Source organism: Enterobacter sp. ODB01 (assembly GCF_001623605.1).
Classification (GTDB): Bacteria; Pseudomonadota; Gammaproteobacteria; order Enterobacterales; family Enterobacteriaceae; genus Enterobacter; species Enterobacter kobei.
In genome coordinates, this window is the sequence record NZ_CP015227.1 from 3,870,864 (window position 1) to 3,882,666 (window position 11,803).

At 48.9% G+C, this 11,803-nt stretch carries 11 protein-coding genes; 7 read left to right on the plus strand and 4 right to left on the minus strand.

Annotation, left to right across the window (positions count from 1 at the left end):
• Positions 1 to 60 precede the first annotated feature (60 nt).
• The 4 genes from fliD to amyA all read left to right on the plus strand — a co-directional run bounded on the left by fliD (position 61) and on the right by amyA (position 3,870).
• A complete protein-coding gene (fliD, locus tag A4308_RS18370; RefSeq protein WP_063308698.1) occupies positions 61 to 1,473 on the plus strand; it encodes a flagellar filament capping protein FliD in 1,413 nt (470 codons plus the stop codon).
• A 30-nt stretch (positions 1,474 to 1,503) separates the two neighbouring features.
• Positions 1,504 to 1,914 (plus strand): flagellar export chaperone FliS, encoded by a 411-nt coding sequence (gene fliS, locus A4308_RS18375; RefSeq protein WP_014884387.1) that lies wholly within the window; start codon positions 1,504 to 1,506, stop codon positions 1,912 to 1,914.
• The gene (gene fliT / locus A4308_RS18380) at positions 1,914 to 2,285 is read left to right on the plus strand and encodes a flagella biosynthesis regulatory protein FliT (protein WP_014884388.1); all 372 of its coding nucleotides are present in this window, start codon (positions 1,914 to 1,916) and stop codon (positions 2,283 to 2,285) included. Before fliS ends, fliT begins: the two co-directional genes overlap by 1 nt.
• A 97-nt stretch (positions 2,286 to 2,382) precedes the next feature.
• Positions 2,383 to 3,870, plus strand: a complete 1,488-nt coding sequence (gene amyA / locus A4308_RS18385) for an alpha-amylase (RefSeq protein ID WP_045135352.1) — start codon at positions 2,383 to 2,385, stop codon at positions 3,868 to 3,870.
• A gap of 93 nt (positions 3,871 to 3,963) precedes the next feature.
• Here amyA and yedD read toward each other — a convergent pair whose 3' ends face one another.
• From yedD to A4308_RS18400, 3 genes are all read right to left on the minus strand, one after another.
• Complete coding sequence (gene yedD / locus A4308_RS18390) at positions 3,964 to 4,377, minus strand: lipoprotein YedD (protein ID WP_045135351.1); 414 nt, start codon at positions 4,375 to 4,377, stop codon at positions 3,964 to 3,966.
• 346 nt (positions 4,378 to 4,723) lie between these two features.
• Complete coding sequence (locus A4308_RS18395) at positions 4,724 to 5,989, minus strand: Y-family DNA polymerase (protein WP_063308699.1); 1,266 nt, start codon at positions 5,987 to 5,989, stop codon at positions 4,724 to 4,726.
• A 1-nt stretch (position 5,990) separates the two neighbouring features.
• Complete coding sequence (locus tag A4308_RS18400; protein ID WP_080335852.1) at positions 5,991 to 6,299, minus strand: hypothetical protein; 309 nt, start codon at positions 6,297 to 6,299, stop codon at positions 5,991 to 5,993.
• A 112-nt stretch (positions 6,300 to 6,411) separates the two neighbouring features.
• On the opposite strand from A4308_RS18400, the gene A4308_RS18405 reads away from it, so the two are divergent.
• From A4308_RS18405 to A4308_RS18415, 3 genes are read left to right on the plus strand one after another with little or no spacing between them, the layout of a single operon-like run.
• A complete protein-coding gene (locus A4308_RS18405) occupies positions 6,412 to 6,774 on the plus strand; it encodes a GtrA family protein (RefSeq protein WP_063308700.1) in 363 nt (120 codons plus the stop codon).
• Positions 6,771 to 7,688 carry a glycosyltransferase family 2 protein gene (locus A4308_RS18410; RefSeq protein ID WP_045135348.1) on the plus strand — a complete coding sequence of 306 codons (918 nt, stop codon included), beginning with the start codon at positions 6,771 to 6,773 and terminating at the stop codon, positions 7,686 to 7,688. The genes A4308_RS18405 and A4308_RS18410 overlap by 4 nt, the downstream gene beginning before the upstream one ends.
• A gap of 49 nt (positions 7,689 to 7,737) precedes the next feature.
• Positions 7,738 to 9,324, plus strand: coding sequence for a DUF6056 family protein (locus A4308_RS18415; RefSeq protein WP_131619240.1), 1,587 nt, complete (start codon positions 7,738 to 7,740; stop codon positions 9,322 to 9,324).
• 218 nt (positions 9,325 to 9,542) lie between these two features.
• On the opposite strand, the gene A4308_RS18420 is transcribed toward A4308_RS18415, so the two are convergent.
• Complete coding sequence (locus A4308_RS18420) at positions 9,543 to 11,759, minus strand: hypothetical protein (protein WP_063308701.1); 2,217 nt, start codon at positions 11,757 to 11,759, stop codon at positions 9,543 to 9,545.
• Positions 11,760 to 11,803: the final 44 nt, after the last annotated feature.

The window sequence follows — 11,803 nt, forward strand, 5'->3', positions numbered from 1 at the left end:
CCCCATTAAGGCCGATAACCCCACTATTCGTTCTACGTGTCGATAGATTAAGGAATAAATATGGCAAGTATTTCATCATTGGGGATTGGTTCGGGTCTTCAGTTAGCAGACATTCTGGATAGTCTGACCAAGGCCGAAAAAGAGCAGCTAACACCGATTTCCAAACAACAGTCATCTTATACCGCCAAGCTTAGCGCTTACGGCACGTTGAAGAGTTCACTGGAAGCGTTTCAGACCGCCAACACCGCGCTGAATAAAGCCGACTTGTTTACGGCCACCAGCACGGCGAGCAGCACCACGGCATTCAGCGCCACCACCTCCGGCAGCGCGATTGCGGGGAAATACACCGTTAGCGTGTCGCAGCTGGCGCAGGCGCAAACGCTGACCACCAAAAATACCCAGGCGGATACTAAAACCGCTATCGCCACGACAGATAGCAAAATTACCTTTACCGCAGGCAACGGTAAAAAACCGGTGACGGTAGATATCAGCGCCGCCAACTCCTCGCTGACCGGCATTCGCGATGCGATTAACAAAGCTGACGCTGGCGTGACCGCCAGTATTATTAACGTCGGTAATGGTCAGTATCGTCTGTCCATCACCTCTACCGAAACCGGGGCGGACAACGCGGTCAGCATCAGCGTGAGCGGCGACAGCGCTCTGCAATCCTTTATGGGTTATAACGGCACCAGCACCGACGCCAGCAACGGGATGACGGAAAGCGTCACCGCGCAGAACGCGAAGCTGAAGGTGAACAACGTAGATATCGAAAACAGCAGCAATACCATCAGCGATGCGCTGGAAGATATCACCCTGAACCTGAACGATGTCACCACAGGCAACCAGACGCTGACGATCACCAAAGATACGTCGAAAGCGGAAACGGCAATGAAAGCCTGGGTGGATGCCTACAACACCCTTCAGGACAGCTTTGCAACATTAACCAAATATACGGCGGTGGATGCAGGTACAGATGCACAGGATGCCAGCAACGGTGCCCTGCTCGGTGACAGCACGCTGCGTACGATCCAGACCCAGCTGAAAACCATGCTGAGCAACACCGTAGGCGGCACCACCTATAAGACGCTGTCGTCACTGGGCATTACCTCAGACCCAAGCTCAGGCAAACTGGAGCTGGACAGCGCGAAGCTGAAAAAAGCGCTAACTGATAACCCGATCGCCGTAAAAGATCTGGTTGTGGGCGACGGTAAAGCCACCGGTATCACCACCACCATGGCCACCAATCTGACTGACTGGCTCTCCAGCAAAGGGATTATCCAGGCGGCAAAAGATGGGGTCAGCAAAACGCTGAACAAGCTGACGGATCAATACAACTCAGTCAGCGATCGTATTGATGCTCGTGTGGCACAGTATAAAGCTCAGTTTACCCAGCTGGACGTACTGATGACCTCATTGAACAACACCAGTAGCTACCTGACGCAGCAGTTTGAAAATACGTCCAGCAACAAGTAGTAAACGCTAATCAGACCCGAGGGGGATAACATGTACGGCGCAAAAGGTACACAAGCCTACGCAAAAATAGAGGTTGAAAGCGCGGTGATGAGCGCCAGCCAGCAACAGCTGGTTATCATGCTATTTGATGGAGCCCTCAGCGCGCTGGTTCGCGCGCGTCTGTTCCTGCAAGACGGCAATATCCCGGCAAAGGGACTCGCGATTTCGAAAGCGATCAACATTATCGAGAACGGTCTGAAGGTCGGCCTGGTGGAAAGTAATGGTGATGAGCTCACACAAAACCTGATCGCCCTTTATGCCTATATGGTTCGTCGCCTCCTGCACGCCAATGTGAATAACGACGCCAGCGCCATCGAAGAGGTGGAAACATTGCTGCGCAATATCGCTGACGGGTGGAAGGAGGTTGCCGGTACCCCACAACTGATGCAGGACGCCGTCTAATGAGTAATGCACCGCAGCTCTATACCCTTTATCAGCAACTCCTTGAGCAGAGCCAGTTGATGTTGCGACTGGCCCGGCAGGGGCTATGGGATGATCTGATCATCTGTGAAACCGACTATGTTAATGCGGTGCACTCACTGGCTCGTCTCACTCAGGAAAGTGAACCTTCGATGCAGATTCAGGAGCAGCTTCGCCCGACGCTGCGGGTGATCCTGGACAACGAAGGCCAGGTAAAAACATTGCTGCAAGCCAGAATGGATGAGCTGGCGAAGCTAGTTGGGCAATCCTCCATCCAGAAAACCGTTCTCTCCACCTACGGTAATCAAGGCGGCCATGTCCTGGTTCCGCAAAGTAATAGCGATATAAGTTAGCCATTTTACTGGCGTACGAGCATTAACCGTTTCGTACGCCAGCATTTCTGCCAAACCTGCGCCATACTTGAGTCTCGCGACCTCATGGAGATGGTGCATGCGCAACCCAACACTTTTACAATGTTTTCACTGGTATTACCCTGCTGGCGGTGAATTGTGGCGCGAAGTCACGGCGTTAGCCCCTAATCTTAATGAAATCGGCATCAATATGATCTGGCTTCCCCCCGCGTATAAAGGTGCGTCCGGCGGGTATTCGGTTGGCTATGACTCATATGATCTGTTCGATCTCGGCGAATTTGACCAGAAAGGCAGTATCGCCACGAAATACGGTGACAAAGCGCAGCTGCTGGAGGCCATTGAGGCGCTGAAAAGCAATGATATCGCCGTGCTGCTGGACGTCGTGGTGAACCACAAGATGGGGGCAGACGAGAAAGAACCTGTCCGCGTTCAGCGCGTGAACGAGCAAGACCGCACGCAAATTGATGATGAAATCATTGAGTGTGAAGCCTGGACCCGCTATACCTTCCCTGCCCGTGCCGGGCAATATTCCCAATTCGTCTGGGATTACAAATGCTTCAGCGGCGTGGACCATATTGAAAACCCGGATGAAGACGGCATCTTTAAAATCGTCAACGACTACACTGGCGAAGGCTGGAACGATCAGGTTGATGATGAGATGGGTAACTTCGATTATCTGATGGGCGAGAATATTGATTTTCGCAATCACGCGGTCACCGAAGAGATCAAATACTGGGCCCGCTGGGTCATGGAACAGACGGGCTGCAACGGTTTTCGTCTGGATGCCGTCAAGCATATTCCCGCCTGGTTTTATAAAGAGTGGATTGAGCACGTCCAGGACGTCGCTGACCAGCCGCTGTTTATTGTGGCGGAATACTGGTCCCATGAGGTGGATAAGCTGCAGGCCTATATTGACCAGGTCGACGGTAAAACCATGCTCTTTGATGCTCCCCTGCAGATGAAATTCCACGAAGCGTCTCGTCAGGGACGGGATTATGACATGAGCCAGATTTTCACCGGTACGCTGGTGGAGGCGGATCCGTTCCATGCGGTCACTCTCGTCGCTAACCACGACACCCAACCTTTGCAGGCGCTGGAAGCACCGGTAGAAGCCTGGTTTAAACCGCTGGCGTATGCGTTGATCCTGCTGCGGGAAAACGGCGTGCCGAGCGTGTTTTATCCGGATCTCTTCGGGGCGAGCTATGACGATACGGGTGGAGATGGCGAGACCTACCACATCGACATGCCGGTCATTGAGCAGCTTCATGAACTGATCCTCGCCCGGCAGCGTTTTGCCCACGGCGTGCAGACCCTGTTTTTTGACCATCCTAACTGCATCGCCTTCAGCCGCAGCGGTACGGAAGACGATCCCGGCTGTGTGGTAGTGATGTCGAACGGCGACGACGGCGAGAAAGTGATTTGTCTTGGGGAAAATTACGGCGACAAAACGTGGCGTGATTTCCTCGGCAATCGCGAAGAAACGGTCACCACCGCGGCAGATGGCGAAGGCACCTTTACCTGTAATGGAGGGAGTGTCAGCGTTTGGGTAATAGAAGATGCGCTGTAGAAACAATGCCGGGTGGCGCTGACGCTTACCCGGCTTACGGGACGGTACTTTTGTAGGCCGGGCCAGGCGAAGCCGCCACCCGGCAACAAACGGCTACGGTAGTTTACTCTCCAGCGGGTTTTTGCTCAGGTAATCAGCACATTCCACCGTTGGGCGGTCAACCTTCTGCAGCTCCATCCCGTCATACTCAAGCGTCGCGCCATCGCGCTCCAGCGGATAGATATCCAGCTTGCGGGTAACGTTGTAGTAGCTGTCTGAACGCAGCATGATTTTACCCGGCACGGCAATCACGCGCTGCCACTGGCGGCAGTCCAGCGTATCGCCCTCTTCGGTCACCACCAGCGTGGCAATCGCTTCAGGACTGACCAGGCTACTCTGCGGTCCTTTTGACTGCCAGTATCCCGCCAGATGCGCCGGGACAGGATGCTTGATCACATCCTGATAGTTATCGACCTGTACGCACCCGGTCAGTGCCAGCAGCGCGCCAGCAATTGCTATTTTTTTCATCATCTTTCCTGCTTTCGAAGAAAAAAATATTGTGGCATTAAAGCGCTGCGGCTGCCAGCGAAGATAAAAGGCTTAAACCTGCATCCCCATCACATGAGCATACATTTTTCATAATCGACAAAGATCGTCCAAGAGCGCACCAAATAACAGATGGTTAGAGTCGTCGAAAACTTCAGTCGTCTAAGTTCACCTTAGAGCGAGTGCTGTTTTGTGTCCCATCCATGCCCCATCACCAAATCTTTGCGTAGCTCCTTCCAGTTTCGCAACTTGCCGCTTTACGCCTTCCCATACCATCAGCATAATCACCACCGATCCGATTGTAAGATTTATCAGGTGCGCACCTCTTTTATCGGACAACAAGCAAATCTGAAAATCTCGTAGTGTAACGAGGCGAAAGCATTTCTCGCTTCATTTGCCACTGCTGCTGAATTCCCTGCCCGGCAAAATATAGCGTGCCTTTTCCGCCCTTGGCATTGAGCTGGTCGATGACCTGCATTAGCTGCGCGCTGTCTTCGCGCGGTGCATTCTCGTCGAACAGATTTAGCTGAGCCACACCCTGGCTGAAGAAGTCGCCGAGCATGATCCCCGCTTTCTGATACCGGTGCCCATCCTTCCAGATTGCATCCAGGCACCGGGTTGCGGCGGTTATAATGTCGCGGCTATCCTGTGTTGGTGTTAGCAGCTTTACTGATGCACTGTTGCCGTAATACCGCTCGTTCAGCGCAAAGGGAGACGTCTTCACGAACGCCGATATGTACCGGCAGTATTGATGCTCACCTCGCAGCTTCTCGGCACCGCGCGCGGCATAGCTGCAGATGGCCTGCCGCATCTGTTCGTACTCGGTAACGCGCTCGCCGAATGACCGGCTGCAGACGATTTCCTGCTTAACCGGCGCGAACTCTTCCAGTTCGAGACATGGTTCGCCGCGCAGCTCGCGCACCGTCCTTTCCAGCACGACGTTAAAGTGTTTACGGATAACGGCAATATGCGTGTCCGCCAGGTCGAGAACGGTTTTGATGCCCATCGCTTCCAGCTTCTTGCTGATGCGGCGACCAACCCCCCAGACCTCGTCAACGGGTAGCAGCGACATGAGCTTTCGCTGGCGATCCACATTTGACAGGTCCACAACGCCGCCAGTGGCCTTCCATGTCTTTGCAGCGTGATTGGCGAGCTTTGCCAGCGTCTTCGTTTGAGCAATCCCCACACCTACTGCCAGGCCGGTATTCCTGCGCACAGCATCTTTCAGCTCGTGACCGAACTCTTCCAGAACGCGGCAGTTACGCACGCCGGTGAGGTCACAAAAGGCCTCGTCGATTGAGTATATTTCGACTCGAGGGCTCATTTCCTCCAGCGTTGTCATAACACGGTTGCTCATGTCGGCGTAGAGCTCATAGTTGGAGCTGAAGCAAACCACGCCCTGCTGCCGGAAGTAGTCCTTACATTTGAAGTACGGATCGCCCATTTTAATGCCGAGCTTTTTGGCTTCAGCTGAGCGGGCGATCACGCAGCCGTCGTTGTTGGATAGCACAACAACAGGCTTTCCCCATAGATCCGGCCTGAATACCGTCTCACAGCTCGCATAAAACGAGTTCACATCTACCAGGGCAAACATGTCACATCACCGGATTGTCGTCGACCCATACCGGGACAATGGTATGCGTAACCACGCCAACAAGGCGAACATCATCAAGAGCCTCGCCTTCTATAGCCTCACCATCATCGGTAATTAGCGCATCACCGGCCCAATACGCGTGCTGCTGTCGTCCGCAAAACCAGATGAGCAATGTATCTCCGCGCTTAAACAGCGTTGAGTCATCAACGACATCATAGCCGTCCTGCGTTTCGACAATAGTGGCAGAAGGAGGAATGAATGGTTCAGTGACCGCAACAAAGGCGGCGTGCATGTCTGCTGTGCGTGGCATAATTACCTCACAAAATAGCTGTATGCATATACAGTATCGCTAAATATGAGAGTCGATCAAGCTTCATAGTGGTGCTACACTCCCTACCTTTCAGAATTAACTGATTTCTATAATGTTAAAGCTATTTACTCGCTATGTTTCTGTGGGGGTGGTCAACACTGCTCTTCACTGGCTGTGTTTCGGTGCGCTTATGCATTTCATCTGTGCTAATCAGGCAGTTGCGAACGTTGTTGCTTTTTGTATTGCGGTAACTTTTAGTTTTTTTGCAAATGCAAAATGGACGTTCAAATCTCAGGCCACTTCTGCTCGGTACATCGCTTTCGTCATTTTCATGGGCGTTATGGCTGCCCTGACAGGTTTTATCGCGGATGCAATCGGAGCTCCACCAGTTGTCACTCTCATAGCTTTCTCGGCATTTAGTCTGGTTGCTGGATTCATATACTCAAAATTCATTGTCTTTAGGGATGCGAAATGAAAATTTCTCTTGTCGTTCCGGTGTTTAATGAAGAGGAAGCAATTCCGATCTTCTATAAGACCGTGCGAGAATTTGAAGAGCTACAACAGCATGAAGTTGAGATAGTCTTTATCAATGACGGTAGTAAAGACGCGACAGAGTCAATTATAAAGGCGCTTGCTGTTGCCGATCCGCTTGTGGTCCCCCTGTCATTCACAAGAAACTTCGGTAAAGAGCCTGCGCTATTCGCTGGCCTGGACCATGCAACAGGTGAGGCAATAATCCCAATTGATGTTGACTTGCAGGACCCAATTGAGGTCATTCCACACCTGATAGAGAAGTGGCAAGCCGGGGCTGATATGGTCCTTGCTAAACGCTCTGACCGCTCAACTGATGGACGACTCAAACGCAAGACCGCTGAGTGGTTCTACAAGCTGCACAACAAAATAAGCAACCCGCAGATAGAGGAAAATGTTGGCGACTTTCGCCTGATGTCTCGGGATGTTGTTGAGAATATCAAGCTAATGCCTGAGCGAAACCTTTTCATGAAAGGCGTTTTGAGTTGGGTTGGCGGACGCACTGACGTTGTTGAATACGCCCGCGCAGAACGTGTTGCCGGGGATTCTAAGTTCAATGGCTGGAAGCTGTGGAATCTTGCATTAGAGGGCATTACCAGTTTCTCAACTTTTCCACTGCGCATGTGGACGTATATCGGCTTGTTCGTTGCTGGACTGGCCTTCATCTATGGCGCATGGATGATCGTCGACACGTTAGCATTTGGCAATCCGGTTCGCGGCTATCCATCAATGCTGGTTTCAATACTTTTCCTGGGCGGGGTTCAATTGATAGGTATAGGCGTGCTTGGGGAGTATATCGGCAGGATTTATGTTGAGGTTAAGAGAAGACCTCGTTATATATTGAAGGGGAAAAAATAAAGTGTGTAATAATTATTACAAAGTTTTGAAATGGACAATACCCGGGTATTTGTTAATTCTGGCAATAGCGTTACTCACCCCATTGCATTCAGACGATTTTGGTACTAGGATTGGTGGGTTTCCTAACTTTTTAGGGCATTATCACCGATATTTAACATGGAGTGGAAGGCTAACAGCAGACTATATTGCTTCTTATATAATGTGGATGGATTCGCATTTCATGCGCTCAGCTTTTAATGCTATTGGGACGTATGGCTTGATAATTGCCCTTGCAAAACTTCCCTTCTCGCTAAAATCCAAAAAAATTAATTTGAACTATGTGGTAATGTTTTATGTAATTATGTCAATTGCATGGACGTGCTCACCAAACTTAGGGCAAACATCCTTTTGGATTGTTGGGTCTACTAATTATGTATGGACTAACCTTTTCATAATTATCCTTATCAACATTTTACTCGGAAACTTAATCTCTAATAACAAGCATAGCATTTCTTTCTATATCACCGTTTTTTTGCTATCAGTTGTAGCGGGTTGCAGCAATGAAAACATGAGCCTTGTTATCTTTGGTGTTTGTTCTCTTTATCTATTATTTGTGTTATTTTTTAACAAGCCACAAATTAAATTAGGTGCAATTAGTTTAATTGGAACATTAATTGGCGCAGCAGTTCTTCTTTTGGCTCCAGGAAATTTCAGAAGGATGTCAATGGAAGGTGAATGGTGGCAGAATGCCACTTGGGGCTATAAGCTTTGGCTCTGGGCATTCAAGAAAATGCCTTTCGTTCTGCAGGTTGACTGGCCTGTTGTTATGTTCATAGCTATTCTATTGTGTATAGCCTTGCCCACAAGAAAAGCAAGGGATGGGTTCAATAGTAATAGGCATATATATTTTGCTATTCCATTCTTTATATTTCTAGCCTTTATCGCTAATTTAATTATGATTGGCTCACCAGCATATCCTGCAAGGGCAACGAACGGCCAATTTATAATGCTTTTAGGTGGTTTATCTTTTGCCACGTTTATAGCATTAGAAAATGCCAATAAAAAGCTGTTGATACCCATCCTATCAATATTGTTTTTAACATCAACGTATGCATACTCTTTAATGGCGAGATCATATTACTTTGTAGCAAAGCAGGAAGTGATTCGTCAATATATCATGAATAAAGAGCGATCTTCATTTAAGACGAGTGCAACGATCCCAGAATATAAATTTAGGCATTTGTTTAATGAAGGTGATAAGTTTGACATGTTCAAGCCAAAACAATTACCTTATTTCTTTGGGCTTAAAGATGTGTCTTACATAAATCCAAACTTTGATTATTCAGTTATAACCACGGAAGGCACCAAAATAAACATTGATTTAAATGGATATGCGAAAGGTATCGAGTCTTGGGTATACAACGATCAGATACTAAGGAATGATTATGTGATCGTTATTATGTTAGATCACTATAACAAGGATGTATGGTCAAAACATGATGCATTTATTGGTAAATCAAAAAGCGTAATGATAGATGGTAAGCGCTACACCCTTAAATCCGAGCCTGGTCTTTATGCTATAAACGGCAAAGCATACTTTGCTCTAAATATAGGAAGTAACAAAATAAAATCTGACATAAAGAAAATAGATAATTAATTTATTTATAATAGGCACACCAGTTTAAACACAATAAATTAACCGCCACTATCATTGAATTCAATGGTAGTGGCGCATTTTACATTCCAATAACTTACCAGTGGGATAGGAAAATATAATATCACTTAGTAATTAACACTTTTGATATCAATTTTTTCGTAATAATGCGGTATATTTCTTAAACGTCAATTGATTATCACATCCATGTGATCAAGTTATTAACTACTGCTGGTATAGGATGCTCCAGTATAGATATGCTTCCAGACTTTGCTTTGAACAGATACCATCCCGACACCGCATGATAATGCAGCATTCGAGTTGTAGCAGCCTGCGTTATCCACAGACGTCAGCCTGGTCAGGTCACACGCAATGTTGTGCAGACCTCTGCCTAACCTTATTGTACCACCGTTAGACACGGCAATAGTATTAGTCCCGCCAGTATCAACATCACCACTGATGGTGTAGTTGGCAGCGTTAGAAGAGAACGGCACATAACCAGCTGCCAGTGCAGTTTTCACGTTGCTGTTATACACCTTCGCAGTTGTGCCCGTCAGGTCTATCATGCCAGCGCAACCGTCGAAGGTGGTGTTTGACAAGTAAATCTCTGGCTGTGTAGCCATAGCCACCTGCGAGAATATAGCAGCCGCGCCGTTGATCTGTGTGACGTTTTCCAGATACAACTTGCTCAGGCTAGTGGCGATAGTTCCTAACGAGCGGAACAGTCGGCCCTGAGTAGTGTCTGGGAATATAACCTGTACGTTATTCATGTAGACATGTCCAAGCACACCACGGCTAGCAATCACGCTGGCGTTGGAGCTAGCTGGAATGATAATGCGACAGTTGTTGATGAACAGCGTGTCGACGAAGGTTGTGTTGGCATTGTTGATTGACACAAGCCCCAAAGCATTACGAGGACCGTTGTTAATCGTCAGCTGATGCACAGAAGTGCCAACCGATCCCGACACGTTAACCACAGGGGCTGTATCTTTACGGCTGAATATGTTCTCCAGAACAGCCTCATCTACTTCCACACCATACAAATTTTCCGGCTTCTTATACCCTCGGTCGTCAAAAGTAATGACAGCGAAAGCCCCAGTTCCGCTTAGACCATTACCTGGGATAGCATAAACATCACTTACATGAAGGAAATTAACATGCGTATAGTCAAGTCCATTGGTATCGGCATTACAACGCATTACTGAGTCCCTTGTATTGCCGTACAGACCAGAGATTTTAACGCGCACGTAAACACCAGAACCGTTACCTCCAAATGTTACAAGCGTAGTAGTTGTTGTCCCTTCATCATTAACCGTATTAAGGCCATAAATGCCTGCTATATCTACGTTAGAGAAATCTCCCGGCTCGCTAATATCATATGAAGGGTAATCCCCTATTGTCAGCGCGCACATGTCATCACCTGTCACACCTGATAAGTTCCTGATGTAAGCGTTCGTGACAGGGTTCTGCAAGTGCAGACCATCTGAGATAGTGTTGAATCGCAACCCGTCTACGTGCAGGTTCTGGATTTTAGCTATCAGCCAGCAGTACTTACGGGCGTTTCTGGTAAGTATACCACCACCGAGTCGCAGGGTTGTGACGTTCTTGAACACTGACGCCATGCTGTTTAGGCCACTGAAACCTTTGGAAAGTCCATTGAAGTCAATAGTTCCCGGGCCCCACACTTCGATGAAATCGTCTGCTGCTCCGGAGTTGACGTCATAACTATAGTTACGAAGAATATTGCCGTTGTAGCTGTCCGCGGCCTTCAAAATAACACCTGGTCCAATCCACAGACGAGTACCAGAGCGCAACACCCAGGCGCGGTCAGTAAGATATGTACCAGGTTTTTCAAAACGAATATCGCCTCCGGAAGCAAACATAGCGTCCAGACCGGAGCCAATGATGTTTGTGGTGCTTGGTTCAATACCATACATCTGAGGAGTGCGGTATTGAATGGCAGAACCGACTGTACCAGCAGGATAGACAGATCCTACCGATAGTCCGACCAGACCAGCACCACTCACCGCTGCAAGCGCAGCACGCAATGACGCATCACCAACACCAATCCACGCTCCAGGCGCAATACCACCAGTGCTGGCAGGGGTTGAGTTGGCCGGAACAACTTTCGGGCCGGAAGCAAACGAACCAGTCCATTTGTAATATTCGCCGTCGGCGGTATTCAGCAGCACCTCATTTGGGTTGTTGATAGTCGCGCCGGTGGTGAAGGTCTTCCCGGTAAGAATCACGTAACCGAAGGCGTTCATGGCCTGCTGCGCGAGGTAATTGATGCCCTCGATGGTGTAGTGCTTCTGACCAAAGCGATCAGTGTAGGTCCACCCCATGGATGTGACGAACTCGTCAATTTTCCCTGCGTTAAATTTGAAATCGAACGGAGATTCGCTTGGTACTGCATCTTGAGTTGGTTGCGTGGCCATATTTATTCCATAAAAAAGCCCGGCGCGGTGGCCGGGTCTGGTTG

Bases quoted from the DNA above. Each gene is read 5' to 3' on its own strand.
- amyA (WP_045135352.1), top strand. From the start codon at position 2,383: ATGCGCAACCCAACACTTTTACAATGTTTTCACTGGTATTACCCTGCT.
- A4308_RS18400 (WP_080335852.1), bottom strand. From the start codon at position 6,299: ATGCCACGCACAGCAGACATGCACGCCGCCTTTGTTGCGGTCACTGAA.
- fliD (WP_063308698.1), top strand. From the start codon at position 61: ATGGCAAGTATTTCATCATTGGGGATTGGTTCGGGTCTTCAGTTAGCA.
- fliS (WP_014884387.1), top strand. From the start codon at position 1,504: ATGTACGGCGCAAAAGGTACACAAGCCTACGCAAAAATAGAGGTTGAA.
- A4308_RS18405 (WP_063308700.1), top strand. From the start codon at position 6,412: ATGTTAAAGCTATTTACTCGCTATGTTTCTGTGGGGGTGGTCAACACT.
- A4308_RS18420 (WP_063308701.1), bottom strand. From the start codon at position 11,759: ATGGCCACGCAACCAACTCAAGATGCAGTACCAAGCGAATCTCCGTTC.
- A4308_RS18410 (WP_045135348.1), top strand. From the start codon at position 6,771: ATGAAAATTTCTCTTGTCGTTCCGGTGTTTAATGAAGAGGAAGCAATT.
- fliT (WP_014884388.1), top strand. From the start codon at position 1,914: ATGAGTAATGCACCGCAGCTCTATACCCTTTATCAGCAACTCCTTGAG.
- yedD (WP_045135351.1), bottom strand. From the start codon at position 4,377: ATGAAAAAAATAGCAATTGCTGGCGCGCTGCTGGCACTGACCGGGTGC.
- A4308_RS18395 (WP_063308699.1), bottom strand. From the start codon at position 5,989: ATGTTTGCCCTGGTAGATGTGAACTCGTTTTATGCGAGCTGTGAGACG.